This window comes from Thermococcus sp. MV11, assembly GCF_012027285.1.
In the GTDB taxonomy this organism is placed as follows: domain Archaea; phylum Methanobacteriota_B; class Thermococci; order Thermococcales; family Thermococcaceae; genus Thermococcus; species Thermococcus cleftensis.
Genome location: NZ_SNUD01000001.1, coordinates 148,767 through 174,393, shown reverse-complemented (window position 1 = coordinate 174,393; position 25,627 = coordinate 148,767). Strand labels below are relative to the sequence as shown.

23 protein-coding genes and 1 tRNA gene are annotated in these 25,627 nt (G+C 55.8%); 7 read left to right on the top strand and 17 right to left on the bottom strand.

What is annotated here, in order from left to right:
* Position 1: 1 nt before the first annotated feature.
* Positions 2 to 1,795, bottom strand: coding sequence for a translation initiation factor IF-2 (gene infB / locus E3E27_RS01010; RefSeq protein WP_167773664.1), 1,794 nt, complete (start codon positions 1,793 to 1,795; stop codon positions 2 to 4).
* A gap of 94 nt (positions 1,796 to 1,889) precedes the next feature.
* Here infB and E3E27_RS01005 point away from each other — a divergent pair, with 94 nt between their 5' ends.
* Positions 1,890 to 2,705, top strand: a complete 816-nt coding sequence (locus tag E3E27_RS01005; protein WP_167773129.1) for a hypothetical protein — start codon at positions 1,890 to 1,892, stop codon at positions 2,703 to 2,705.
* On the opposite strand, the gene ndk is transcribed toward E3E27_RS01005, so the two are convergent.
* The 8 genes from ndk to E3E27_RS00965 form a co-directional block, all read right to left on the bottom strand.
* Positions 2,702 to 3,226 carry a nucleoside-diphosphate kinase gene (gene ndk, locus E3E27_RS01000; protein ID WP_167773663.1) on the bottom strand — a complete coding sequence of 175 codons (525 nt, stop codon included), beginning with the start codon at positions 3,224 to 3,226 and terminating at the stop codon, positions 2,702 to 2,704. The two genes, E3E27_RS01005 and ndk, sit on opposite strands and share 4 nt — an antisense overlap.
* Positions 3,227 to 3,317: 91 nt before the next feature.
* Entirely contained in the window at positions 3,318 to 3,521 is a 204-nt protein-coding gene (locus E3E27_RS00995) for a 50S ribosomal protein L24e (RefSeq protein ID WP_014789570.1), read from the bottom strand.
* 2 nt (positions 3,522 to 3,523) lie between these two features.
* Positions 3,524 to 3,736, bottom strand: a complete 213-nt coding sequence (locus E3E27_RS00990; protein WP_014789569.1) for a 30S ribosomal protein S28e — start codon at positions 3,734 to 3,736, stop codon at positions 3,524 to 3,526.
* A 77-nt stretch (positions 3,737 to 3,813) separates the two neighbouring features.
* Entirely contained in the window at positions 3,814 to 4,185 is a 372-nt protein-coding gene (gene rpl7ae, locus E3E27_RS00985; protein ID WP_014789568.1) for a 50S ribosomal protein L7Ae, read from the bottom strand.
* 151 nt (positions 4,186 to 4,336) lie between these two features.
* Positions 4,337 to 4,951, bottom strand: coding sequence for an HVO_0476 family zinc finger protein (locus tag E3E27_RS00980; protein WP_167773662.1), 615 nt, complete (start codon positions 4,949 to 4,951; stop codon positions 4,337 to 4,339).
* 89 nt (positions 4,952 to 5,040) lie between these two features.
* Positions 5,041 to 6,858, bottom strand: coding sequence for a prenyltransferase/squalene oxidase repeat-containing protein (locus E3E27_RS00975; RefSeq protein WP_167773128.1), 1,818 nt, complete (start codon positions 6,856 to 6,858; stop codon positions 5,041 to 5,043).
* A 769-nt stretch (positions 6,859 to 7,627) separates the two neighbouring features.
* A complete protein-coding gene (locus E3E27_RS00970) occupies positions 7,628 to 8,581 on the bottom strand; it encodes a MarR family transcriptional regulator (protein ID WP_014789564.1) in 954 nt (317 codons plus the stop codon).
* Complete coding sequence (locus E3E27_RS00965) at positions 8,533 to 10,428, bottom strand: phosphoadenosine phosphosulfate reductase family protein (protein WP_167773661.1); 1,896 nt, start codon at positions 10,426 to 10,428, stop codon at positions 8,533 to 8,535. The genes E3E27_RS00970 and E3E27_RS00965 overlap by 49 nt, the downstream gene beginning before the upstream one ends.
* A 336-nt stretch (positions 10,429 to 10,764) precedes the next feature.
* Between E3E27_RS00965 and E3E27_RS00960 the strand changes: the two genes are divergently transcribed.
* Together E3E27_RS00960 and E3E27_RS00955 are read left to right on the top strand one after the other, a co-directional pair.
* Positions 10,765 to 11,703: an SPFH domain-containing protein gene (locus tag E3E27_RS00960; RefSeq protein WP_167773660.1), complete on the top strand. Its 939-nt coding sequence runs from the start codon at positions 10,765 to 10,767 to the stop codon at positions 11,701 to 11,703.
* A 34-nt stretch (positions 11,704 to 11,737) separates the two neighbouring features.
* Complete coding sequence (locus E3E27_RS00955) at positions 11,738 to 12,157, top strand: NfeD family protein (RefSeq protein ID WP_167773659.1); 420 nt, start codon at positions 11,738 to 11,740, stop codon at positions 12,155 to 12,157.
* 30 nt (positions 12,158 to 12,187) lie between these two features.
* Here the strand turns inward: E3E27_RS00955 and E3E27_RS00950 are convergent, their stop codons facing one another.
* Positions 12,188 to 13,399: an amidohydrolase family protein gene (locus E3E27_RS00950; protein ID WP_167773127.1), complete on the bottom strand. Its 1,212-nt coding sequence runs from the start codon at positions 13,397 to 13,399 to the stop codon at positions 12,188 to 12,190.
* Positions 13,400 to 13,629: 230 nt separating this feature from the next.
* On the opposite strand from E3E27_RS00950, the gene asnS reads away from it, so the two are divergent.
* Both asnS and E3E27_RS00940 read left to right on the top strand, forming a co-directional pair.
* Complete coding sequence (gene asnS / locus E3E27_RS00945) at positions 13,630 to 14,922, top strand: asparagine--tRNA ligase (protein WP_014789540.1); 1,293 nt, start codon at positions 13,630 to 13,632, stop codon at positions 14,920 to 14,922.
* Positions 14,923 to 14,972: 50 nt separating this feature from the next.
* Positions 14,973 to 15,049, top strand: a tRNA-Arg gene (locus E3E27_RS00940).
* Positions 15,050 to 15,118: 69 nt separating this feature from the next.
* On the opposite strand, the gene E3E27_RS00935 is transcribed toward E3E27_RS00940, so the two are convergent.
* The 4 genes from E3E27_RS00935 to E3E27_RS00920 form a co-directional block, all read right to left on the bottom strand.
* Positions 15,119 to 16,252 (bottom strand): thiamine ABC transporter substrate-binding protein, encoded by a 1,134-nt coding sequence (locus tag E3E27_RS00935; RefSeq protein WP_167773126.1) that lies wholly within the window; start codon positions 16,250 to 16,252, stop codon positions 15,119 to 15,121.
* 101 nt (positions 16,253 to 16,353) lie between these two features.
* Positions 16,354 to 17,274, bottom strand: a complete 921-nt coding sequence (locus tag E3E27_RS00930; RefSeq protein ID WP_167773125.1) for a calcium/sodium antiporter — start codon at positions 17,272 to 17,274, stop codon at positions 16,354 to 16,356.
* A gap of 32 nt (positions 17,275 to 17,306) precedes the next feature.
* Positions 17,307 to 17,813 carry a TIGR00288 family NYN domain-containing protein gene (locus tag E3E27_RS00925; protein WP_014789537.1) on the bottom strand — a complete coding sequence of 169 codons (507 nt, stop codon included), beginning with the start codon at positions 17,811 to 17,813 and terminating at the stop codon, positions 17,307 to 17,309.
* Entirely contained in the window at positions 17,810 to 18,322 is a 513-nt protein-coding gene (locus E3E27_RS00920) for a TIGR00288 family NYN domain-containing protein (RefSeq protein ID WP_014789536.1), read from the bottom strand. Before E3E27_RS00920 ends, E3E27_RS00925 begins: the two co-directional genes overlap by 4 nt.
* 129 nt (positions 18,323 to 18,451) lie before the next feature.
* On the opposite strand from E3E27_RS00920, the gene E3E27_RS00915 reads away from it, so the two are divergent.
* Positions 18,452 to 18,880, top strand: a complete 429-nt coding sequence (locus E3E27_RS00915; protein WP_148267301.1) for a hypothetical protein — start codon at positions 18,452 to 18,454, stop codon at positions 18,878 to 18,880.
* Here E3E27_RS00915 and E3E27_RS00910 read toward each other — a convergent pair.
* The 3 genes from E3E27_RS00910 to E3E27_RS00900 form a co-directional block, all read right to left on the bottom strand.
* Positions 18,862 to 21,294 carry a tRNA(Met) cytidine acetyltransferase TmcA gene (locus tag E3E27_RS00910; RefSeq protein WP_167773658.1) on the bottom strand — a complete coding sequence of 811 codons (2,433 nt, stop codon included), beginning with the start codon at positions 21,292 to 21,294 and terminating at the stop codon, positions 18,862 to 18,864. The genes E3E27_RS00915 and E3E27_RS00910 overlap by 19 nt on opposite strands.
* 61 nt (positions 21,295 to 21,355) lie before the next feature.
* Complete coding sequence (locus tag E3E27_RS00905; RefSeq protein WP_167773124.1) at positions 21,356 to 22,465, bottom strand: hypothetical protein; 1,110 nt, start codon at positions 22,463 to 22,465, stop codon at positions 21,356 to 21,358.
* Positions 22,465 to 23,607, bottom strand: a complete 1,143-nt coding sequence (locus E3E27_RS00900; RefSeq protein ID WP_167773123.1) for a hypothetical protein — start codon at positions 23,605 to 23,607, stop codon at positions 22,465 to 22,467. Before E3E27_RS00900 ends, E3E27_RS00905 begins: the two co-directional genes overlap by 1 nt.
* 118 nt (positions 23,608 to 23,725) lie before the next feature.
* Between E3E27_RS00900 and E3E27_RS00895 the strand changes: the two genes are divergently transcribed.
* Positions 23,726 to 25,624 (top strand): S9 family peptidase, encoded by a 1,899-nt coding sequence (locus tag E3E27_RS00895; RefSeq protein ID WP_167773657.1) that lies wholly within the window; start codon positions 23,726 to 23,728, stop codon positions 25,622 to 25,624.
* The last annotated feature ends 3 nt before the right edge of the window (positions 25,625 to 25,627 follow it).

The following is a 25,627-nucleotide window of genomic DNA, read 5'->3' as shown; positions in this document are numbered from 1 at the left end:
CTCAAACCGCCTTCCAGAACGGGTCGCCCTGGGCCTTTACCTTCGCCGTCATCTTCAGCGCCTTTATGTCCGTCTCGTCCAGCTCGTTCTTGAGCTGCTTGGCAAGGATTATGACGTCGTTCTTGCTCAGATCGACGTAGAGGGTCTCTCCCGGGTGTATGTGCCTGCCGACTATCGCTCCCTCAATCGCTATCGCCACCGCGTCGCCCTTCTTGGCCTCCTGGACGAAGTCGTTCTTGTTCTTGATGGACTTGATGACGCCGACCTTCTGGCCGTTCTGCTTGATGAGCGTCACTCCGGGCCTAATCCTGCCCTCCACCACCTCGATGCCGACTATGGCCGGGTGGCTGCGCCTGAATACGTAGCGCTCGTCCGGGTAGAGCCTGATAACGCCGGGGAATGTGACGTTCTTGAGTAGCTCGCGCTTCCTCTTCTCCTCCTCCGCCTTGACCCAGGCCTCGTAGTCCTCGATGAGCTTGTAGATGATGTTGCCGGTGAATATTGGAACACCCTTGGCCTTGGCAACCTCTGCAGCGTCCTCGTTCACCTTGACGTTGAAGCCGAGGACGACGCCGTACTTCTCGTCCTCCTCGCGGACGCTCAGGGCTTCCATCACGTCCGTCTTGCTGATGTTGCCAACGTCGGCCTTCCTTATCGGTATGTTCTTCTCGCTCAGCTCCTTGCTGAGGGCCTCGAGCGAGCCGAGGGTGTCGGCCTTGACTATGACGCCGACCTTACCGGTGCTTATGACGACGCTCTGTATCTGACTCAGGATCTCCTGCTTGGCCCTTTCGATCTCCTCCTCGCTCCTTGCGGCGATGACCGGCGAGCCAGCGAGGGCCTCCTCAAGGCCCGGGGCGGCTATCTTTATTCCCGAGGCGGCGGTGACCTCTTCAACCTGGTCGAAGCGGAAGCGCGGGTCCCTAATCTCGTCCAGCGGTTTCGGCTTTAGCAGGGCGCGTATCTTGGTGACTATCGCCTTGTCCTTGCCGCCAACGACTATCGTGTCGTCCTTCCTGAGCGTCCCGTCGTAGATTATGACGTCTATTGTCGTCCCGAGGCCGAGCTCCTCGCGGACTTCGAGGATCGTGCCACGGGCCGGTCCTTCAACCTCGATCTTGAGCTTCTCCTCCAGGTACTTCTGGCTGAGACCCGCGATAAGGACGAGGAGCTCTGGAACGCCGATGCCGTACTTGGCTGAAATGGGAACTATCGCCAGTTCGCGCGTGAAGTCTTGGACGCGGTCGAAGCGGTTCGCCTGGAAGCCCATCTCGTAGAACTTGCCTATCAGCTCCCAGAGCTTTGTCTCAAGCTCCTGAACGGCGCGTTGGTCCTGCTTCTTGATGTTCACCAGGAACGGCTCGTCCTCCTCGACCTTCCAGCCCTTTATCCTGTCTATCTTGTTCGCCGCCACTATGAAGGGCGTCCTGTTCTTCCTGAGGATCTCGATACTCTCTATCGTCTGCGGCTGGAAGCCCTCGTTGATGTCCACGATGAGAACCGCAAGGTCCGCCAGGCTTCCACCCCTCGCGCGCAGGCTCGTGAAGGCCTCGTGACCGGGGGTGTCTATGAAGAGCAATCCGGGGAGCTTTATCTCGCCCTTCCAGAGCTTGATGAGCGGGCCTGCGAGCTGCTTGACCGTCTCGATGGGAACTTCAGTGGCACCTATGTGCTGGGTTATTCCGCCGGCTTCTTTTCCAGCGACGTTGGTTCTCCTTATCCTGTCAAGGAGAGTGGTCTTTCCGTGGTCAACGTGACCGAGAACCGCTATGATCGGCTGCCTAATCCTCTTCATCTTCCTCACCTCTAAGCCTAACTCGGGCGTGGGCTTTTAAAGGGTTCGGACGCAAGGATTAAAAGCCACCATAGTAATCCTCTCCGGTGGTGGAATGATAGCGCTCGCAATAGGAGTGGCTGTAGGAATCCCAGTGGCCTTCATTCTGGGGAAGCTCCTCGGAAAGGCCAGCGAGGCCCTAATCGCCATCACGGGGGTTCCGCTCATAACCTACGCCCTCGCTCTCCAGGAGCTCGGGCCCTTCGCCGGCCCCAATGTCTCAATAGAGGGTTCTCCGGAATTCACTGCGGGAACCGAAACGTTCCTGGGGCTAATCATAGCCCTGACGTATGTGGAGCTCAGGACAAGAAAAGGACTGAGAATCGACGACTTCATTCAGATCAGCTTTATCTCGCTGCCCTACATCTCCCTCGGGGTCGCCCTGGCGTCCCAGTTCTGGCGGGGATTTCTTGCAGTCGGGATTGCTCTGATAGGCATCGTGGTGGCGCTATCCATGAAAACCCCGCTCAGAGGACTAAACGTGAAGCCGTGTCCGCAGGAGATTGGGGATTGCCTGACCGATGAGGACAGCCTGATGGGTGCCGTAATTGGGGGCGCAGTCATTGTAGGCGGCAGGACGCTGAGGGAGTTCCCAAGGGCCAGGGAGCTCGTGGAGTGCATGAAGCGCGCCGGAAAGCCCCCAAGCTTAAGAAAAGCCACGGGGCTTCTCGTTTCCCTGTTGCCACTTCTTGCCGTGTTACTGCCTCCCGGAGACATCACCGTTATAGCAGGCCTGGCGACGGCTTACATATCCACGCTCATCGGCGCCGCGTTGGTTACAAAGGGGCAACCTGCTCCGTGCCCCGAAGTCGCAAGGGAGTACAGGGAGTTCCTCAGGAAAAGAAAGAGGAAGATTGACGTGGCAGTTTAACGCTCAAGGCAGTCCGTGCTGTCCAGGTACTCCTTCTTTCCCTTTGCGTGGGTGTGATAGAACCAGTCAGCGGCCTTGCAGTACTCGAAGAGTTCCTCAGGTTTGAAGTAGAGGTTTATCTCCCTCTCGGCGCTCTCGGGGCTGTCGGAGGCGTGGATTATGTTGTAGATTGCATCTCCAACGTCAAGACCGTAGTCGCCCCTTATGCTTCCGGGCTCGGCGTCCTTTGGATCGGTCGCCCCTGCCATCTTCCTGACGACGCTTATGGCGTACCTGCCCTCGACCACCATGACGACGCTCGGGGCCTTGGTGATGTAGTCGATGAGGGGCTCGAAGAAGGGCTTGCCCCTGTGCTCCTCGTAGTGCTTCTCCGCCAGCTCGCGGGTGATCCATATCATCTTCATTCCAACGATTTTGAGACCCTTCTTTTCAAACCTGCTTATGATTTCGCCCATCAGTCCGCGGACGACGGCGTCGGGCTTCAGTATGACGAGAGTCCGTTCTATCCTCCTGTCCGCCATCGGCAACACCGGAGGTAGTTGGTGGGGTGGTTAATAGACTTTTTGGAAGCGGTCGAGAAAAGCACCAAAACAGGTAAGGAAAAGAAAGGGCTCACTTCCTCTTGGCCCTCTGGAGCCTTGCCTCCTGGAAGGCCTTGGTCCACTTGAGCTTTCTCGGGTTCCTGCCCATGAAGTAGTACTTCTCGCACTTGCTGGAGCAGAAGAAGAGCACTCTGCCGTCGTTCCTGACGTACATCTTGCCGGTTCCCGGCTCGAACTCCCTTCCGCAGTAGGAGCAGACGTTCCAGCGAGCCATCTTTACCTCCTCCTCTTGATCTCTCTGGCCTCACGCTCGGTCTCCCTGAGTATGACTATGTCGCCGACACGGACCGGGCCCTTGATGTTCCTCCTTATGACGCGGCCCTTGTCGCGGCCCTCAAGAACCCTAACCTTAACCTGAGTAACGCCACCGGTGACTCCGGCCCTGGCGACTATCTCGATAACCTCAGCCGGGTATCCTTCGTCGCTCATTTCTCACACCCCTTAACCTAGAAATCCCCTCGCAGAGATGAACTTAAACCTTTCTATGGAATGAAGGGGAAAGGAGCTCACTTCATGAGCTCCCTGACCTTCATAGCGATGTCCTCAACGAGCTCGCGGGCCTTGCCGGGCTCAATTATGGCAACGCTAGCAGCGGGAACCTCGAGCCCGGCGGCGGCACCGAGCTCCTTCTTGCTCGGAACGTAGATGTACGGGATCTCCTTCTCCTCGCACAGCGGCGGGAGGTGGGCAACTATCTCCTCTGGGTCAACGTCCTCGGCGATGACAACGAGCTTGGCCTGGCCCCTCTCGACGGCCTTGGTGGTCTCGTTGGTGCCCTTCCTTATCCTTCCGGTGTCGCGAGCGATCTCAACGGCCTCGAGAGCCTTCTCGGCAAGCTCCTGGGGAACCTCAAACTTCACATAGCTCGGCTTCGCCATCTTTCATCCCTCCGGAATCCTCATCGTTCATCTGGTTTTGCATGCTCGAATCCGGGGGAGGCTTTAAAAGGATTTCGATATCAGCAGCGGCCAAGCTCTTCATTCCCTAAGGGGTCAGAAAGGAAAAGAAGACTCATCACCGCCGGCCACATCAGCCGGACTCCCTAGAGTAGCCCCGGTATATCTCCAGACTCCTCCTAGCCCTCGCGCGCGGGATCTGGTGGCCCATTATGGCCACTATTTCGTCCGCCCTGGCCTTCCCGTGGTGGAGCATCTTCCGCTCGGTCTTTATCTTTTCGACCTTGAAGGTGTAGCCCCCGACTTCCAGAACTTCACCGACGACGAACTCTTCATCGCGCGGCACCTTGACTTTGAAGGCCTGGGTTACTCCCTTCGGCAGGTATATGGACACCTTGATGACCTTGGGGTAGGTGAGGCTCTCGCCCCAGAGTGCCTTTATCTCCCCTATCCTGCCCTTGTTCACCCTTTTGTCTCCTTCAAGCTCTATTCCAGTAATCCTGACCTCATCGTCTTCGGTCTCGACGATGTCGCCGACCTTTATCTCCTCGCCCTCCGGTAGCTCGACCTCGCTCTTAAAGCTCCTCTCGTGCTTGCTGACGATGAGCGGGACCTTCACGAGCTTGGGAAGCGTTATGATCCAGACGTTGCCGCACTCATTGCAGCGGAGGGTGAGCTCTCTCCCCCTCTCCTTGATGACTTCAACGTCATCGCCACCGCACTCTGGACAGATGAAATACTCCTCCATGTCTCTCACCAGAGGGAAGAGGAGGGGAGCGGTTTATAAAGTTGGTGTATATCCAAAAAGTTGGACCTGGGCAAAGAAAAATAAACAAGTCACGTTGCACCCAGCAACTCTAAAATTCTAAGGGCAAGGTATGTTTCTTGGAGACCACCGTACGAAGTGCTTCCCTGATAAAAGTTAAATCCACCGTATTTATACTTCAAGGAACGAAGGAAAGCTATTATGTCACTAATGTCTTTTGGACAGTAATTCATGTAAATTAGTGCCTGTACAGCTCCAAAAGTGTTGTACAGATCAGGCCCTCCCCAGCCTCCATCGTGCATCAGGCTGTTGAGATACTGGATGGTTTTGTCATCTCTGTAATCGTATCCGAGCTCATGAAGCAGTACAACCGCGTTTACAGTCTGGAAAAGAGTCATTGGGGTGTCGTTTTTATAGGTTCCAAATGTCCCATCAGGATTCCGCTTTGAGAGTATAACATTAACCAGATCCGCTTTGGTTTTTGAACTAAATGTTACTCCAAGCGCATTCCCAAGTCTAATAAGTGATATCCAACTTGGATCATAAAGGATTGAATCAACTCGACCACTGGAATAAAGTTTCATTAGCCTGACTGTCTCGTTTTTTAGGTACTCTCTGTCATTTTGCCCCATAGTCAAGTTGAGTCTCTCATAGGTTAGATAAACATAATACAGAGGATTAGGATCATCTTGGGAGTATGGCCTCCGATTATGGAGAGCGTTTTCCAGGTACTTCCTGATCGTAGCCCTATTAAGATCCATCCCTAGTTTCTCAGCCACGTAAACACCCATATATGTAAGTACAGGATCTCCAAACTTCTGGAAGGTGAAGGCGAACCCACCAAGGGGACTTTCCCAACTGTGAACAAAGCTTATTGTTCTATTGTCGGGCTTTTTCCCCGCTAGTACAATGGCCTTCACAGCATAATACGTACCCTGAAACTCACCATAGTCCTTCCCAAATAAATTAAATCCTCCATCGGGAAGTTCATGTGATTTGACATACGTGTAAATGGCTTCTGAAATGTTAGCCTCCATAAGACCATTCTCCCTCAATGCCTGGGCCAAATCTGCCACCAAAAAGAGTGGGGGATTTATCGTTAAAATGGTACTGATATTCTGGGACATATTTCGTATGAATGACACATCTTCCTTATACTCCCGTGTTGTAGTATAGTTGATCCCGAGCAAATCCATTGTTCTTGTGTATCTGTTAAACTCTGAAACAAACTTTAATGTCCTGAGATTATCGCCCTCAGGGGGCAGGCTTAAGTTCTTGAATTTTGTGAACTCATACCCCGCAGTATCGTTCAAGTTGCTGACGTTGTAGCCGAGAATGTGAAGTATCTCAATCGCCTGCTCTGTCACGTCAAGGCCATCATACACAAAGGCACCATTTTCCCTTTTGGCACTCAGAACAAAATCTATAATTTTATCCGAGTCTCTAGGAGTTGAGTTCAGCATTTTTAGGGCCATGACTCCATGGTATAAATTTCTAAACCCATACCTTGCCTTCGAGGCATTTTTAAATAAGTTCTCTTCCTGAGTATGGAGCCAAACTATCGTTTGGACTCGGTTGGAAGGTGTTTCATTGATTATCCAAAGGGTGGCCACGAAATAATAAGTTGAGTGCAGGTCAGGAGTGATTGTATCCACGATCTCGGTGAACCCGCCATCGGGACATTTAGCGAGGTTCAGCCGCTTAATCGTGTAGTCTATCCACTCTCCCCCCAGAAACGCCGAGAGGTTTAAAGTTTGGTCAGTGCAGTGTATCCCTGAGGGAGTTTCTGGTGTATTGATCTCCGAGGCAGGATTTTTATAATAATAGATACCAGTAGATACTCCCCCAACTAGAACGAAAATTAAAAAAAGAGAAAGTGCTCGTTTCAACTTCCACTCCCCCTGACTTTATATAAATTGGCACCTTGATCGTAAAATTCCGTTCCTCCAAAGTAGAACGAGCTGAGGGTATGGTCTTCTATCCTCCATATTCCCCAACTTGCCCCTTGAAGCGTTGTTCCAATCACCAAAAGTACAACAAACCACACTACATAGCTCCGCATTCGCTCCCTCCCAAGGAATAGTTAAAGTTACCTTGTAACTAAGATATTTAAACTTTTTGCTTTATAGTTACCAGCGTACAAATTTGAGGCATCGTTATATATGCACAAAATTAAGTAGTAAAAAATGGTTTCCCAAGAAGCCAGCGCCAGAGGGGAACGAACCTAACGGTCTTTCCCTCAATCTGGCGAACGTCTTCGTAATCCATGTCACAACGGTCAGTTTTTTTACACTTCAAAGACTCTGAGGCACATATGAGGGCATTAATTTCGCGGTTCCCTGTCAAGGATCATCAACGTCGTAACTGACCTGTAAATAACATTGAACCCCTTCGAAACCCCGAAATCAACCTCGTCCTTTCTACCGTCCCAGTATTGAACCTCCGTCGAGAGTTATGTAGTACTCCCTCCTCATAAGTTCCACCGCCACTATGTTTTCGACTCTGTAGCAGATATCCTCAACGCCCAAGACGCTTGCCAATCCAGTATAGGCCAGCTGACCTTCACCCGCCCTAAAGGACAAGGCTTTCAAAAGGAAAATGTAAACTCGACTGTACTATATTCTAACCATTGGTAAAATGAACTTGACCGGTTCTGCCTCACTCCCTCAGGAAGACCCTGTAGGTCCTTCCCTCCTTCACGCGCGTGATGAGGCCCTTCTCCTCCATCTCGCGGAGGATTATGCTGACCTTTGCCTTTGAAACGCCGAGCTTATCGGCGAGTTCACTCTGGAGAACCGGACCCTCCTTCAGCAGGGCGAGTATCTTCTCCTCGTCGCTCCGCAGGTGGGTCTTCTCCTCCTCGCGCTTCTTCTCGCGGTAAAGGATATAGCCGTAAACGGAGCCGCCGCCCACCAGCAGGCCGGCCAGGAAGACTCCAGCGTAAAGAAGCGGCGAGGGACTTGAAGGAACAGCCATCTCACCGGAGAATCCAACTATGAAGTAGAACTCGTCGCCCGGGCGAATATCGCGCCTGGTCCACTCTAGGAGAAGCCTCTCGGTGGAGCTCTCCACCTTGTCGGGGGAGGGTATGATTGGGGACAGCACGGCGTAGCCCCTCGGAACGACGAGCTGCACGTGGAACAGCCCAACAGGCTGGCTGAAGCGAACGTAGTAGGTGAACTGCTCCTTGCCGTCGCTCTCGGTTATCATTCCTCTTGTGGTGAAAGTCAGCCGTATCCTCGCGCTCTCGCCTGGGCCGAGGGTTGGGAAGGACATGTAAATCGCGTTCGTCCCGCCGAGGACCTCCCGAACGGTGACGTTTATGGCCTGCACCCCGGTTTCAAGCTCGATGACCGCGTGGGGGTTCTCGACGGGGTAGTCGGTGTATATGACGTACCCGCTGAGGTTGGTGTGGGCGGTCAGGTCTATCTCCACCGTCTCCTGGACGTTATCGGGGGAGACGACGTCAAAATAGACGGCGTAGGCGTTTATCTCGTAGCTGTAGTCCTGCGCCCCCGCCGTCGGAAGGACAAGGAGGACGAGAAGGGAAAGGACTAGCCCGATTAAAGCTGGCTTCCTTCCTCCGGGTTTTTGATTTTCAGGAGCGGGCATACGTCCATACACTCCCTGCAGTGGGTGCAGAGCTCGGGGTTCACGAGGATTTTCTTGCTCCTCGGGTCAATGCTGAGGGCATTCTCGGGGCACTTGCCGACGCAGACGCCGCAGCCAACGCACTCGTAGGCCCTCTTGACGAGGTAATAGGCCTGCACTCCCTCGTTGAAGTCGTCCGTGTAAGCCCCGTCCGGTCTGAATGTAACCTTCCCCGCCCTTATGTAGTTTTCGCCTTCCTCAACCTCGCCGAGGATCGAGGCGACTTCCCTGATTCTCTCCAGGTTCACGATGGTGTTGAAGCGGACGGTGAAGGTGCCGTCATCGTTCTCCACCATTGAATACTTTACTGGCTCCCACGAGCGCTCCTCCGGTATCTCGACGCCCAGATCCCTCGCTATCGCCTTCTCGCCCTTGCTCAGCTTCTTCCACCGCCAGAAGCCGTAGGTTATCCACTCGTCGGGCATTCCAAAGCGTTTCTGCCAGCGCTTGAGTTCGCCCTCCCACTTGGCCCACAGCTCGGGTTTCTCCTCCTTGAGGGTGTATATCTCAGCCAGGGAGGCGCTCGGGCAGAGGAAGCAGCCTATTCTGTCAAGCCTGTCCTCGTAGAGCGGATTGTACTTAAGGTTCCTGCTGAAGATGTAGAGCCAGACCTCCAGCGCGCGCCAGTGGAATATCGGCGATGCCCCTGTCTCGTTCGGCACCCAGGGGTTCCTCCACACCCTCGGCTGCTTGAACCTCTTTATGCTCTCGTACTTCCTCTGGCCGACGAACATGAGGACGCCCTTCGGGTAGTTCTCCTTGATGGAGAGGGTTATGGGGCCGAGCTTGGTGACCTTACAGCACCAGCGGTAGTCCCTGCCCGGCGGGGAAAAGACGTGAAGGGCGCGCCAGAAAGCGTCGCCGGCATCGGCAACTATGAACTTAATCCCCTTTGGCTCAAGCTCCCTCCTCAGCTCCTCGACGTATTCAAGCGTTTCCGGGAACTCTATGCCCGTGTTGTTGAAGAAGACGGTGAAACCCTCGTCGCCGAACTCCTCCAGCGCCAGACCAAGAACGGCCAAGCTGTCCTTCCCGCCCGAGAAGGCAACGGCTATCGGGAGGTCGGAGTACCTGGTGGCGACCTTCCTCATGAAGCGCCTCGCTTCCATCACCTTCCTCTCAAGCTCGATGGAGTTGGCGCGGAGGACGTCCTCCATGGTGGCTTTCCTTCCCTCGCGGTAGTTGATGCTTCTCTGCCTCCTCACCTTGACGCCGGTTCCGCGCTCCTTGCTGGCGAGTCCAGAGTAATCCTTCTTCGCTATGCCCGTTGCGATGACCTCGCCGGCCTGGGAGACCAGTATCACGTCATCGTTCCGCCTTATGCTCTGCTCGGCCTCGATTATACCAACCGGCAGGAGGTTGGAGCCGTTGAGGATCGGCTCTATGGCACCTTCATCGACGACTATCCACTTCTTCATCGCCTTCCCGAAGCGCTTCCAGAGGGCAGTTGCCCCCTCGACCTTCAGGCCAGGCTTCCATTTCAGCTCCAGCGGGTCGAAGCGTATCCAGCCGAAGACGTAGCCGTCGAGGATTATCTCGTAGGAGTCATCTTCCCCGGGCGTCTTGTTGAGGAGGACGATCTTGCCATCGAAAATCTCGCCCACGTCGACGCCGTAGTGTTCCTGGAATATCGAGCGGATCAGCTCGATGTCCCTCTCGAAGGCGAAGCGCAGGTCGCCGGGAGGTGTGATGTTGAGCCTGAAAACGCTCTCCTTTCCGTGGACGGCACAGCTATCACCGATGAGCGGGACGTTGCACTTCTCGCACCAGTTTATGTAAGCCTTACCGAGGTAGACCGGCCTTCCCATCTCTCTCACCTGGGGCAAGAAGGGAGCGGGGGTTTATAAAGCCTCGCCGACTGGCAACCGGCAAGGGTTTTTAAAGGGTGACCGGTTATCAACCGGCAAGCGATGGGGGTGTTTTCATTTCATAACTGGCAGGTACAATACCTGCGACATCAGCCAGGAAAGCTGTTATTTAATACCATCTACCGTGTGGGGAAACGCAACGTCTCCAGGGGAGGTTCCACAGTACGCCAAACAAGGTAAAAATTCGGAGGTTGAGTGGGACTTATAGAAGAATACAGCAAGGCTTATAAGAACTTCCATTCTTCAAGGTTTGAACAACAACCGGAGGCGATAGTAATGCCCTTTGCCGGAACCGCCCTGGTTATCATAGGGGTTTTTCTTTTGATAATGCTCCTGCTGAGCGTGAAGGTGATAAGGCCGTACCAAAAGGGCCTCGTCGAGCGCCTTGGAAAGTTCAACAGGATCCTAGAGCCGGGAATACACTTCATAATCCCCTTCATGGAGCGGGTCAAGGTCGTGGACATGCGCGAGCACGTCGTTGATGTGCCGCCGCAGGAGGTCATCTGTAAGGACAACGTCGTCGTTACGGTTGATGCCATCGTTTACTACCAGATACTCGACCCGGTAAAGGCCGTCTACAACGTCAGCGACTTCCTCATGGCGATAATCAAGCTCGCCCAGACCAACCTGCGTGCCATTATAGGTGAGATGGAGCTCGACGAGACGCTGAGCGGGAGGGACATAATCAACGCCAAGCTGAGGGAGGAACTGGATAAGATAACCGACCGCTGGGGGGTTAAGATAACCCGCGTTGAGATACAACGCATAGACCCACCCAAGGACATTCAGGACGCGATGGCCAAGCAGATGACGGCTGAAAGGGAGAAGAGGGCCATGATACTCCTCGCGGAGGGTAAGAAGGAGGCTGCAATCAAGGAAGCAGAGGGCCAGAAGCAAGCTGCTATACTGAAGGCGGAGGGCGAAAAGCAGAGGCAGATACTCGTGGCCGAAGGCCAGGCGGAGGCAATAAGGAAAGTTCTCGAGGCCCTCAAGATGGCGGACGAGAAGTACCTGACGCTTCAGTACATTGAGAAGATGCCCGAGCTGGCCAAGTACGGTAACCTCATTGTCCCGTACGACACGGAAGCCCTCATCGGCCTGCTGAGAATCCTCCAGAAGGTGAAGGACGCTCCGATGCCAGAGCCTCCGAAGGGAGATTCTGAACGGGCGGTTTCCCAGGAAGAGGGAAGCTCCCTCACCCCTGAAAAGACTTAAAGCCCTTTCTACTCAATTTTTAACGGTGGTGATCATGGAGACGCTTCCTATTTCCCTCCTTATCCTTGGCCTTCTCGTGATAGCCCTTGACATGATGGTCACGGCGTTCATAACGCCGATAGGAGTGGCCATGGTCGTCCTTGGGCTCCTCATGGGCTTCGGAGTTAGCTTCACAGAAAGCTTTGTCATAGCCCTCATAGCGGCGATAATCTCGTACATCATCGTGGGCCGCTACATAAAGAAGGACGTCCAGGACGCGGGAAAGGGTAAATACACTTTCGAGCTCAAGGGCAAGCGCGGGAAGGTCGTCGAGATAGGAAAGGATCACTACATAGTCGAGCTCGAGGGAGACAGGTGGATAGCGCTCAGCGAGAACGACGAAAAGCTGAAAATAGGCGAAGTTGTCGAGGTCTCTGAGGTGGACGGGGTCAAGCTGATAGTCAGGAGGGTGTGAGCTTTAGGCCTGTGCTTTTATCAGCCTTTTTCAGTCTTCTCCCGGCCCCTTCTCGTACACCACCCTGCCGTCCACCACAACGACCTCGACGTCGCTTCCCCTTGCGGAGTAAACGAGGAGTGAGTAGAGGTTCTCCATCGGTCTGAACCAGGGTTTTTCGGCGTTTATGAGAACCAAATCGGCGAGATAACCCGGTTTTATCAGTCCAGCTCTCAGACCGAGCGCCCTCGCCCCGAAAAGCGTTGCCATGCCGAATATCTCCCTTGCCGGAACGGCATGGGGCTTTCCTGCTGTTAGGTTGGCAACGATTCCGGCGGTTCTCATCTCCAGGAAGGGGTCGAGGATTCCGGTCGGGTTCGGCGAGTCGTTTCCCAGGGCAACGTTGAGGCCGAGGTCGAGGAGCTTTTCAAGGTTAATCGTCCTTCCCTCGAGCTTTACGTTGCTCGTCGGGCAGTGAACGAGAGTCGAGCCGGCTCCAGCGAGTCTGGAGAAGTCCTCCTCTCCGAGGTAAACGCCGTGGACGCCTATGAGTTTTTCGTTCAGCAGGCCTGCCTTTCCAAGGAGGCCGACGGGGGAAGTGCCGTGACGCTTTTTAACCTCCTCAACCTCGGCCCTGCTCTGGGCGAGGTGAAGGTGAACCCTCGCATCGGTTTCCTCCGACAGCTCCGCGGTTTCTCTAAATAGGTCGAGCGAGACGGTATTGGTCGCGTGCGGAGCTAGGACTGGGGTAACGAGTTCGCTCCTTCCGAGCCACCTCCTGAAGAACCGAAAGCCCTCCTCGGGACTCGCGAGGGGGAAGTCAACTTCGTCCATCATAGTTTGTCCGATGAAGGCCCGAACGCCGAGCCTCTCGGCAACCTCGGCTATTTCATTGGCAAAGAAATAGTGATCATTTATCGTCGTCGAGCCGTTTGCGAGGGCCTCCCGGATTCCAAGCCCCGCCCACTTCCTGATGTCCTTCCGCGTCCACCCTTGCTCCATTGGCCAGATTATTCTCTCAAGCCATTCCTCCGTCGGCAAGTCTTCACCGAGGCCCCTAAAGCGCGCCATCGCCACGTGGGTGTGGGCGTTTATAAGACCAGGGACCACAATGTGGTTCCCTCCACCGTATACCTCATCGACACCGTATTCCCTGAGCTCGTCAGCGGGGACAACGGCCCGAATGGCCTTCCCCTCGACGATTACCGCGGCGTTCCTTCTGACTGACTCCGCATCGACTGCGGTTCCGATGAGCGCAAACATTCCATCACCTTTTGGAGATTTGCCATCAGAATAAATAAAACTTCTGACACATCGACATAAATTTGCCCAAAGAACTTAAATGCCACCCCCGAGGATTAAGTACCATGCCGCTCCTTGTGGTCATTAGAAAAAGGTCCCGCACCCTTGCCCTGTGGACGAATTGACTCTTCTCGCTTAGACCAATCGCTACCGTTATAAAGTCACTTTCAAAGCCTCTGGAGGTGGTAAAGATGATTGATAAAGTTTACTGCGCAGACCTTCGGCCCGATATGGAGGGCAAGCGCGTCAAGCTCGCAGGCTGGGTTTACAGAAAGAGGGAAGTCGGAAAGAGGGTCTTCATAGTGCTGAGGGACTCGAGCGGAATCGTTCAGATCGTCTTCGCCAAGGATAGGAGTGAAGAAGCCTACAAGGCAGCCAAAAAGCTCGGCATTGAGTCGAGCGTCATCATCGAGGGAACCGTCAAGGCCGACCCCCGCGCGCCGACGGGAGTCGAGGTTCAGGCGGACGTGATAGAGATAATCCAGAACGTGGACTTCTTCCCGATAACGAAGGACGCGAGCGAGGAGTTCCTGCTCGACGTGAGGCACCTGCACCTCCACTCGCCCAAGGTCGCGAGCATAATGAAGGTTAAAGCCACGCTGATGCAGGCAGCTAGAGAGTGGCTCCTCCAGGACGGCTGGTACGAGGTTTTCCCGCCGATACTCGTCACAGGGGCAGTTGAGGGGGGAGCGACCCTCTTCAAGCTCAAGTACTTCGATAAGACCGCCTACCTCAGCCAGTCGGCCCAGCTCTACCTGGAGGCGGCAATCTTCGGCCTCGAAAAGGTCTGGTCGCTAACTCCGAGCTTTAGAGCGGAGAAGAGCAGGACGAGAAGGCACCTCACCGAGTTCTGGCACCTAGAGCTTGAGGCCGCGTGGATGGACCTCTGGGACATCATGAAGGTGGAGGAGGAGCTGGTCAGCTACATGGTTCAGAGAACGCTTGAGCTCAGGAGGAGCGACATCGAGACCTTCAGGAAGGACTTAACGACGCTCAAGAACGCGGTTCCGCCCTTCCCGAGGATAAGCTACGACGAGGCAATCGACATACTCCAGAGCAAAGGCGTGCAGATAGAATGGGGCGAGGACATGGGCGCCGACGAGGAGAGAATACTCACCCAGGAGTTCGAGGCACCGTTCTTCGTCTACGGCTATCCAAAGCACATCAAGGCATTCTACATGAAGGAAGATCCTGAAGACCCGAGAAAGGTTCTCGCCGCCGACATGCTCGCGCCGGAAGGCTATGGCGAGATAATCGGTGGCTCACAGCGTGAGGACGACTACGACAAGCTCGTGGAGCGCATAAGGGAGGAGGGCATGAAGCCGGAGGACTACGAGTGGTACCTCGACCTCAGGAAGTACGGCTCGGTTCCACACAGCGGCTTTGGACTGGGCCTTGAGAGGCTCGTCGCCTGGGTCCTCAAGCTCGACCACGTCCGCTGGGCCACGCTCTTCCCAAGGACGCCGAGCAGGCTCTACCCGTGAGCCTGCCCCACCACAACTTTTATAAAACTCCCCCAAGACCATTAGCCCGAGGGCCCGTAGCCTAGCAGGATAGGGCGCCGGCCTTCTAAGCCGGAGGTCGCGGGTTCGAATCCCGCCGGGCCCGCCATTTCCCAAAAATTCGATTCTAAAAGGTTCTGCTAAATGGCCATGAAACGTTAAAGAGGAAAAGAAAATCTCACTTCCTCCTGAGAAGGAGCGGAAGGACGGCAAGGCCAACTATGAGTGCCGGCCCACAGATACCGCCGTTCTCCCCTTCCGGCGAGGTTGAGGTCGTCCCGGTTATCTCCTCCGGGCTCTTGCCCTCGACCATCAGGGCCGTCCACTGCTTGAGCCAAGTCTCGTAGTTCTCCTCTATCTCCTTGGGGTCTATGGTGACGGGCTCCTCCACATTGACGGCATAGCTAAAGACCTCCGGGAGCTTGACGTTCCTGTTCACCGGGTACATCCACTGGTTGAGGGGAAGCTTCTCCTGGGCCTCCTCGCTGATGAGGAACTCGATGAACTTCTTCGCCAGCTCCTTGTTCTTGGCGCCCTTGACTATTCCGGCACCCTCTATCTGGAGGTAGTTGCCCTCCCTGAAGGCGACGGCTCCGACGTTGGTGTTGTTCTCGTAATAAACCGTTGCCGCCGGTGAGGTGGCGTAGCTGAGAACGAGGGGATACTCACCCTCGCTGAAGGCTCCCCATGCTTCGCTCCAGCCCTTGACTATCTGGACGTCGTTGGCCTTGAGCCTCTCCCAGTAGTTGAGCCAGTCGTCACCGTAGACCGCTATCGTCCAGAGGAGGAAGGCCATTCCCGGCGAGCTGGTGCGCGGGTCTTCGATGATGAGCTTGCCCTTCCACTCGGGCTTGGTGAGGTCTTCGAGACTTGCCGGTGGGTTCTGAACCATGTCCTTGCGGTAGTTGATGGCTATGTAGCCGTAGTCGTAGGGGGTGAGGTGAAACGTCGGGTCGAACTTCTCGATTATCCAGTCCGGAATAACGTCCGCGTTGGCCGGCCTGTAAGGCTCGAGTATTCCGGCATCGATGGCCTTGGCGAGGTAGCTGTTGTCTATGCCAACGACGACGTCGGCCTGAGGATTGTCCTTCTCCAGTATGAGCCTGTTGAGAACCTCACCGGCGTCGCCGATGAGGACGAGGTTCACCTTGACGCCGTACTTCTGCTCGAATATCGGCACTATCTCCTTCATCCACCACTCTATGCTGTCGTAGGAGTACACCGTCAGCGTCTCCTCGGCTTTAACGGGCCTGGGAGAGGCCAGAACGCCGAGGAGGAGGACAACAACCAGGAAAAGGCCCAGCCTTCTCATCTCACCACCTCCACTACCGGGTTTTGGTTTCCAATAATGGGGTAATAGCCGGGCTAATAAAGCTTTGCTTCCCAGAGTTGGGAAGTGCGGAAAAAGGGAAATCAGCCGGTGGAGTAAACGTAGAGGAAGTACCCGTAGATGGCCAGGAAGATTCCCGCGGTTACCCTGTCTATCCTCCCCGTGAGCCTCAGGACGGCCGTGAGAAGGCCCATGACGAGCAGTGTCAGCGGGAGAGTGAAGGTGAAGACCGTCGCATCAACGCGTATCGGGTTTATGAGCGAGGCTATGCCTATCACCATCAGCACGTCGAGTATGTTGGCCCCGATGATGTTGCCCACGCTTATGTTGGGGAGCCTCTTGATTGTGGCCATCAGGGAGTTGGTGAACTCCGGCAGGGAGGTCCCGATGGAGACCATGGTGAGGCCTATCACCACCTCGGGAACGCCGTAGGCCCTCGCTATCGTGACCGCGCTGTCCACCACCAGCTTGGCACCGGTGACGACAACCAGGCCGCTTGCGAGCATTATCAGCGCGTCCCTCCTCGGATTGCCCCTGCCGCCCTCCGGGAGCTCCTCGAGGGTCATGTGCTTCCGGTAGAGGTAGTAGAGGAAGCCGAAGTAGATGAGGATAAGGCTCAACCCGTCGAGCCTGCCGATGGTTCCGTCGTACATCAGCAGTCCCGCGTAGGCAGTAACTCCTACCATGAAGAGGGAGTTCTTCCAGGCGGTCTTCTCAACGCTGAGGGGCCGCAGAAGTGCGGAGACGCCGAGAATGAGGGCGATGTTGGCGAGAGCACTTCCAATCGCGTTGCCCAGCGCTATGTCAGGGTTCCCCTGGTAGGAGGAGATGGCCGAGACGGTCACCTCCGGCAGGGTGGTGGCTATGCTCGCCAGGACGAGCGCTATGATGAACTCGCTCACCCCGAAGCCCTTTGCAACCCGTGAAGCGGCTTCAACGAAGTAGTCGCTTCCCTTGATGAGCAGAACCAGTCCGACGGCAAAGAGGATTATTTCAACTATCACCTTCTCCCACCGGGATAAAATAGGGGGCGGCCTTAAAAGTCATTCCCCTTCTCCTTGCCCTCCATGCGTATGACGTAGTCGGCCGCGTTCTGAAGGGCAACTGAAAAGCCCGGCTCCACTCCTATGACGATTGTTTCCTTGCCCTTCCTCTTGGCCTCGTTTATTATGGGCAGGAAGTCGGCGTCGCGGGTCGCGAGGGCTATCACCTCAACGTCGGAGTTGTAAATCAGCTCCATCGCCTCTATCGCTATCCTAACGTCGGTGTCGCCGGCGACTATGATTGGCTCAAGCCCCTGGTTCACGACGGCCTCTATCAATCCCTGGGGGGCGTACTGGTTGAGAACAACCTTGGCGACCCGAATCTTTCCTATCCTCTCGAGGGCCTCAACGATGTCCTCGAGCTTTATCCCAAACTCCTTGCGCAGAATGTTCGGACCGTCAATTATCAGCCCTATACTCTTGCCTTTAACGGGCTTGGCAGGTTCCTCCCCTACCTCCTTCTCACCCCTGCGGAGGACCTTGAAGATGCTCTCCTTCATCGCTCACCACCCTTGGGAGTCAGGATTATGGTGTAGTCGGCGGCGTGCTTCAGTGCCGCGGAAAAGCCTGGTTCAATTCCGAGGACTATCGTTTCCTTCCCCTTCTCCTTGGCTTTCAGTATGACCGGTAGAAACTCGGCGTTTCTAGTGGCGAGGGCTATGGCGTCGATGTTGGGGTTGTAAATCTCGCGCATCGCCTCGACGGCCAGCTTGACCCCGGTCTCGCCGGAGACAACTATAGTGTCGAAGCCCTGGTTGGAGATCGCCTCTATCAATCCCTGGGGGGCGTACTGGTTGAGAACAACCTTGGCGACGCGCAGGTCGCCGAGACCCTCGAGGGCCTCAACGATGTCCTCGAGCTTTATCCCAAACTCCTTGCGCAGAATGTTCGGACCATCGATGAGGAGGGCTATCTTCCTACCCCTGCTTATCTTCCTGCGCATCATTCCGATGCTTCTCATTCCGTCCTTCGTCATCGATATTATGCGCTCCCAGTTGCTGCCTGCCATGGGAGGTCACCGTTGGGATTGTGGGAATGAATCAATGGGATACCACACTACCTACGGGACAATCCTATAAAAAGGTTGATTCCCAGCCCGGGAAGACTTTAAAACGATGAGTTATAAAATCCGCACAGAGTGAAAAAGTACGCCGGTGGGAGCATGGCGGTGAAGTCCAAGTCCGGAAAAGCTCCACTCAGGGGAAAGCTCACAGCTATGGCGCTCGGGATAGCCACCGCCCTCGTGGCCATAGTCATCGTCGCCGCGCTCTTCGGAGAGAACTTCGACGACAACGGTATTACGGGGGCGGTTGCCGGAACCAGCGCGGCCGTTCTCATGGGGCACGCGCTCGGAAAGCTCAGGAGGCACGCCCTCAAGGCTTACTTTGGGCTGGTGTTCCTCAACACCATCACCGCGGCGCTCGTCGTCAAGTGGCTTTCCCTTAGCCCCGAAGGTGCCTTTCAGTTCCTCCTGTACCTGCTCCCCCTGTACCTCATCGTCGGCATCGTGGATCATGTTATCCTGAAAACACTGGAGAAAAGGGAAGCTCAGAGGAGCCTCTTGTAGTAGTACCAGAGGCCCCTTATTATATCCCTGACTTCAATCATTGTGAACATTTCCGTCCTGTCTATGAGCTTCGCCGTTTCCTCCCAGCTGTGGGCCTGAAGGACGCGGTAGATGAGAAGCTTTATCTGTCTCTCATCTAGGTAGGGCTTCATCCAGCCGTCGAGGAAGTAGAGCTTGACGATTGGCTTCACCGCATCAACCACCGTGTCGTAGGTCAGAACCTTGCCCGTGAAGGCGTCGAGCCTCTTCTTCTGAATCTCCGTGAGGTGGACGGGGTAATCGACTGCCTCGCCGAAGGGCGTCTCGAAGAGCCAGCGAACTATTTCAGGCTCAAGCTCCCTGTGGGTGTCACCGAGCCACTCGGTCAGCCTGATCCTGAACTCGTCGCTGGCCTGGCGAATGAGCTTCTTCGCCCTCTCGCTTATCGGTTTAAGGACTATCGCCGTGAATTCGCCACTCACCGGGTTCCTGGCGGGGCTGAGGTGCACCACCGCGAAGCCGTTCCTGACCCAGAACCTGGCGAGCTCTTCGCTCGCTCCGAAGCCCGAGCCTATCCAGTCGAGGCCCTTCTCCCTGGCTTCCTTCTCTAGCAGTTCTAAAGCTTTGCTTCCGAGGCCCAGATCCATCGCATCTGGGTGGGTGGCGATCCTGACTATTCTATACCCCTTCAGCTTGGCGAACTCCTTCGCCAGGTGGTGCTTGACCATCATGTCGGGGATTATGTTGCCCCTCGGCTTGTAGCCCTTGGCCATCTTGTCTATAACTTTCTTCGGAATCCCGCCCTCCTTGGCTATCTGTATCGCCGTGACTATCTTTCCGTTCTTAAGCCTCAGAACCCTCGCCTCGTGGTGGGGCGCATCGGCGAGCAAAGCCACGTCGCTCGGCCTGTTGCGGTAGTGTGCTAAAACGTAGATGCCCACGAAGTGCCTCAGATCGGGCCTGTCGTTCTCGAACCAGTCGTCCAAATCAGGCTCTTCGAGGTAAACCTCCTTCCTCTTAATCAGCTCGAAGTCCTCCTCTGTCAGCTCGACCGGTTCAGCATCGAGCAGGAGGACGTCGAAGAGCCACCCCTCTATGGGATCGTTCTCGGCGTAGCGAATGGGCTCGTCCATGTGGAGCTCCTTAAAGGAGCGCTTCTCCCTGGCTTTCTTCAGGAACTTGACTGAAAAGCCCCTTCCTGCTCCCTCGTAGCCGTGAATCGTGGAGGAGTAAACAACCCTCTCCTTGTTGAGGTACTTGTGGAGTATCGGCACGTGGATTCCAGCGGCCTCGTCGAGTATGTACAGGTCGGCGCTCTTGCGGTAGCCCTCGGTGGGCGGGTAATACCTAAGCCCGATCTTCCTGGCGTAGAGCTCCTTTATCAGGCCCCTCTCCTCGACGACGTGGGGCTTGAAGCCGAGCTTCTCCAAAGCCCTCTTGGCAAAGCGGAAGAGGGCCTGAACGTTCTCAAGCTCTGGGGCGGTGACGACTATCCTCGTCCTCTTCTTGAGCGCAAGGGCAAAGCCTATGGCCGCGATCCCAACCGAGACGCTCTTGCCCCTCCCCCTATCGGCTGTAAGGACGAGCATTCCCTCCTCCTCGACCAGCCCCTCAAAGGCCCTGAGAACTTCCACCTGCCCCTCCGTGAGGGCCATCTCGTAGAGCTCGCGCGGGAAGAGGGTCTCCTCGGGAATTGGAACTCCCTTCCTCGTTTTAATCCTCGCCTGGGTCTTGCTCCTCTTCGGCTTCTTCTTCGCTTTCCCGTTTTCGGTGATGATGTAGATGCCATCGTGCTCCGTGAACTTCCTGATAAGCCTCCTGTTGAAGCGCTTCTTGACGTCGTCTATCGTGTAGGGTGGCGTTACGAGGCTCTTGTGGAAGCCCGTCCACATGTTCTTCCACTTCTCGAAGGGGTGGGCCAGGATAAATATCAGTCCGCCTCCCCTGACAGTCTCGATTATCCTTCCGAGGTCGTTCGGGGAGTAGTCGTAACTCATGTCAAGGATAAGGAGGTCGTAGGTTCTTCCGAGGATATCGCGGGTGTGTTTGAACGTGACGGCCTTGACTTCCGCGTTCGAGCCGGCCAGAACGTCGAAGTGCTTCCTGAAGGCCTCGTAGCGCTTCCTGCCGAAGGTCTCCTCGCCGAGGGCATCGGTGGCGTAGAGAACCTCTATTTTGCCCTCGCTCTCGTCGCGGAGGCGCTTCTTCTTCAGCTCCTCCAGGATCCCGTCCAGAACCCTCGCGGAGGCGCCAGCAAGGATTCCAGCCAGTTCGGCCTTTTTCAGGGTGTCCCCCTCTATGATTATCATTCTCCTGTGGAACTTCTCAAGCGCTTGAGCAAGGGCAGTCTCGGTGAGCTTGAGAACGGAGTCCTTAACCTTCTCGCCCTTGGCGTAATCCCTAACCTCTTTATCAAAGCGGACCTTGACGGTCACGGCCGCCACCTCCCGGATAAAGGGGAGAAGGGGGATTTAAAAAGGTAGCTCAGGATCGTGGTCAGCCCGCCACGAAGCTCACCATCACGCGGTATCTGGCCGGAAACTTCATTTCCATTATCCTTTTCCTCTCGGCGTCTATCAAAGCCTCCAGCCCGCGAAAGTCCCTCTCGTCTATGTAGCCCCTATCGAGGAGTTCCCTCCCAAGGGCCTCAGTTTCGTTGAGTGTGGCCAGGCGCTCCCGGTCCCAGCATTCCCTGTCCCAGACCCACACCGCGCCGAGGCTCTCAAGCTCTGAGAAAAGCGCGTCCCTCTCGCTCTCGTTGAGCCACAGCTCGAGGTAGTGAACGGAGTAATCGGGGTCGTCTGCATAGACCGGCGGGTTGTCCAGGAGGTGCTCCCGGAAGATCCTCTCCACCTCCGGCGTCGCCCTGACGTACCAGCTCTCAAGGCAGGGAGGACTGACCGAGGAGTTCCGCTCCACCGGCTGTATTCCCGCCAGGAACCCCTCGGGAATTGAGTGGTGCACCGTGTTGAAGGGATATCCTGCGAAGACGAAGGCGTAGCCAACCAGTAGCAGGGCGGAGAAGAGCACCGCCACCGCCAGGGCCTTTGCAGGCTCCCTGTCGGCGAAGTCCCTTATCTCGAAGGCGAAGGCTACGCCCGCGAGGGTTATCACCAGGCCCTGCAGGAGCGCCAGGGTTCCGACCACCGGGAACAGCTCGACGCTCGCCTCGCCCAAGCGGTCCCCGTATTCGGAGATGCTCTCGTTGAGCCAGACCACGTGTGAAAGCCGGAGGTACAGCTCGCTCGCGTTCCAGTTTCCCTTTCCGTCCTTCACTTCCTCAAGGATCCGCTGAATCTCTGCAGAGCGGTTCTCAATCAGCTCCTGAATTTGGGGTCGGTAATCGTACTCGGTTGGGAGGTTCAGGTCCCCCGAAGTCCTAACGTAGAGCGTATCCCCAGCCCTCCACACTATCTCCCCGTTCCTCCCGGCCTCCAGGACGGCATAGGTCTTGGGGAAGTAGATGCCGTACGTCACGGGCGTACCCACAACCACCGGCACCTCCGGCACGTCCCGGAGGAGGAACTCCGCTATGCCGCAGTCCACGAATGGGACGGCCACCAGGAGAAAGGCCAGGGCAAATATCACCTTCGACGACTTCCTCATCACCCGATCCCTCCGAAGTCGAACTCCAATATGGTAACGTTCGCACAGAAACCGAACTCCCTTCCCGACCTCTCCAGCCCCTCGAGGGAAGCGGACATCACGGCATCAACGGCACCCTCGTCCAGTCTCCCTGTCTCGAGCAGGTCCTCCCGGACCAGCGATACCAAGGCGTCATCGATTTCCAGCCTTTCGGGCCACGAAGGAAGGGAATAGACGTAGAGCACAGTGGTTTCTTCCGACAGGTTGCCGAGTAGTCCTTCCGCCCTCTCCGGGAGAAGTGCCAGCGTTATTGAGAGGACCCTCCCGTTCCACCTCTCGACACGGACGTACTCCGCCGAACCCACGGCGTCGAGCAGGAGGGAGTCCACCCGGGCGTTGCGATGGACGTAGTAGGCCCTCTCGCCGCAGAAGTTGAGCTTATCCTCCCATTTTGACTCGACACCGAGGAGCGGGTCGTGTCCCTGAAGGAGGCCGTAGGAGATGAAGGAGACCCCGATGATAAGGGCAAGAAGGAGTGCCAGGTTCCTGAAATCCGAGAGCATCTCAATGAGGACGTCGATCCTGGAAAGCAGGAGAATCGCGCCCGCCAGCAGGAGAAGCGAAACCACGATCTCACCCGGAACCGGGTTCCCGCCGTGGAAAAGCCTGTAGGGATAGGGTGGCTTCATCAGGATCTCCGTCACGTTTTCACCGCGTTTGAGTTTCTCAAGTTCACTCCTGACCTCGAGGGTTATCCTGAACAGGCTCATAGCGTGGATAAAGGTCGATTCGTTTCCGGTTTCAGACCAGAGTGCGATGTATTCGGAGGTGAGGTTGAGGAAGTTGCTGTAGGACCTCTCCAGCCCCATTAGTTCCAGCCGGTAGTGCTCGTCCGGTTTGCCCTCACGCCCCCTGACCAGGAGGTAGTACTCGCCGGTAGACGGCAGGTAAGAATAGCCAAGCAGGGAATCCCCAAGGGAGCGGACGTAGAGAGCCGGCAAAATCGGGCTGACGTTTTCATGGTAGTGGGCAACGACCTGGCTACCGGGGTAGCCCTCCAGCATCTCGCCGACCTGGCGATAGCTCCACCACTGGACGACGGTTAGGAGGACCATGCCCGCTATTGCGAGCGCCGCGAGATGTTTTCTCCTGGAGAGTTTCATCACCACAACCATGGTTGATGTCCTTAAATACCTTTCGGGGTTGCAAACACGTCGCGGAGACGACTATCGAAACGCTAAGCTTTTATACGAAAAAGGCCGAGTTAGTTCGGTGGTTTCTATGGTGAAAGGTCTGGGTGAGAAAGACTTAGGAAAGTTCAAGCTCGTGGGAAACATAGACGTCTTCAGAAGGAAGGTGGTCTTCCAGGTCACCGAAATAAGCGTGGAGAAGGACGACTACTTCTCAAAGCTCTACCTCTACGACGGGAGGAAGGTCAGACCCTTCACCTCCGGCAACAAGGACTCGAACCCGCGCTTTTCTCCCGATGGTAAGCTGATAGCCTTCACCTCGAAGCGTGACAAGGAGAGCAAGGAAGCCGAGCTCTACGTCATTCCGACGGACGGCGGAGAGGCGAGGCTTTTAGCGAAGTTCAAGTACGGAATCAAAAACCTCCGCTTCACCGAGGACGGGAAGGGAATAGCGGTCGTCACGCCGATAGACGTCGAAAAGAAGCCGAAAGATGATGTTCACCTAATTAAGGAGCTTCCCTTCTGGTTCAACGGCGTTGGCTGGGTTTACGGGAAGAGGAGCGTTGTTTACCTGGTGGATATTGAAAGCGGGAAGAAGAGACGGCTGACGCCGAAAAACCTTGACGTCTCGCAGATTAGGTTCTATGAAGGAAAGCTCTACTTCATAGCCCAGGAGGACCGCGAGAGGAAGCCGATGGCGAGCGACCTCTACGTCCTCGAGGGCAGGAAGGCAAGGAGACTAACCCCCGGGGAGTGGAGCGTAAGTGACTTCATTCCCCTCGACGATGGAACGTTCATTTTGAAGGCCAACACGAGGGAGAGGGGCATTCCTACGAACACCCACATCTACCACTACAACCCTGAGACGGGAGAGCTAAGGAAGCTCACTGCTGAACTCGACCGCTCCGCCTACAACTCCCTCAACAGCGATGTTAGGGGGAGTCAGAGGGAAGAGCTGGCTTTTAAAGACGGCTGGGTTTATTACGTCGCTACCGACGGGCCGAGGGCGAACCTCTTCAGGGTTAACCTCGAGGGGAAGATAGAGCGCGTCATCGATGGTGACAGGAGCGTCGAGAGCTTCGCCATCGGTGACTACATAGCCTTCACCGCCCAGGACGCTATTACACCTTTGGAACTTTACATTCTCCGCAATGGGAAGGAGAAAAAGCTCACGGACTTCAACGGCTGGATAAAGGAGTACGAGCTCTCCAAACCGGAGCACTTCAAGGTTAAAGCCAGCGATGGCGTTGAGATAGACGCATGGATAATGAGACCCGTTGATTTTGAGCCCGGAAAGAAATATCCCGCCGTTCTGGAGATTCACGGAGGGCCGAAGACGGCCTACGGCCACTCCTTCATGCACGAGTTTCACGTTTTGACCGCCAAAGGCTTCGTGGTAATCTTCTCCAACCCGCGCGGGAGCGACGGCTACGGTGAGGACTTTGCCGACATCAGGGGGCACTACGGCGAGCGGGACTATCAAGACCTGATGGAGGTTGTTGACGAGGCCTTAAAGCGCTTCGACTTCATCGACCCGGAGAGAATCGGCGTCACCGGCGGTTCCTACGGGGGCTTCATGACCAACTGGATAGTAGGCCACACGAAGCGCTTCAAGGCCGCTGTAACCCAGCGCTCCATCTCGAACTGGGTGAGCTTCTTCGGCACGACTGACATCGGCTACTTCTTTGCACCTGACCAGATAGGAGGCGACCCCTGGAGCAACCTCGATGGTTACTGGGGGAAGAGCCCGCTGAAGTACGCGCCGAACGTTGAAACGCCCCTGCTCATAATCCACAGCACTGAAGACTACCGCTGCTGGCTCCCGGAGGCTCTGCAGTTCTACACCGCCCTGAAGTACCTCGGCAAAACGGTCGAGCTTGCCCTCTTCCCCGGCGAAAACCACGATCTCAGCAGGGGCGGAAAGCCGAAGCACCGCGTTAGGCGCCTGGAGCTGATTGCCGGGTGGATGGAGAGGTGGCTCAAGGAGTGAGCC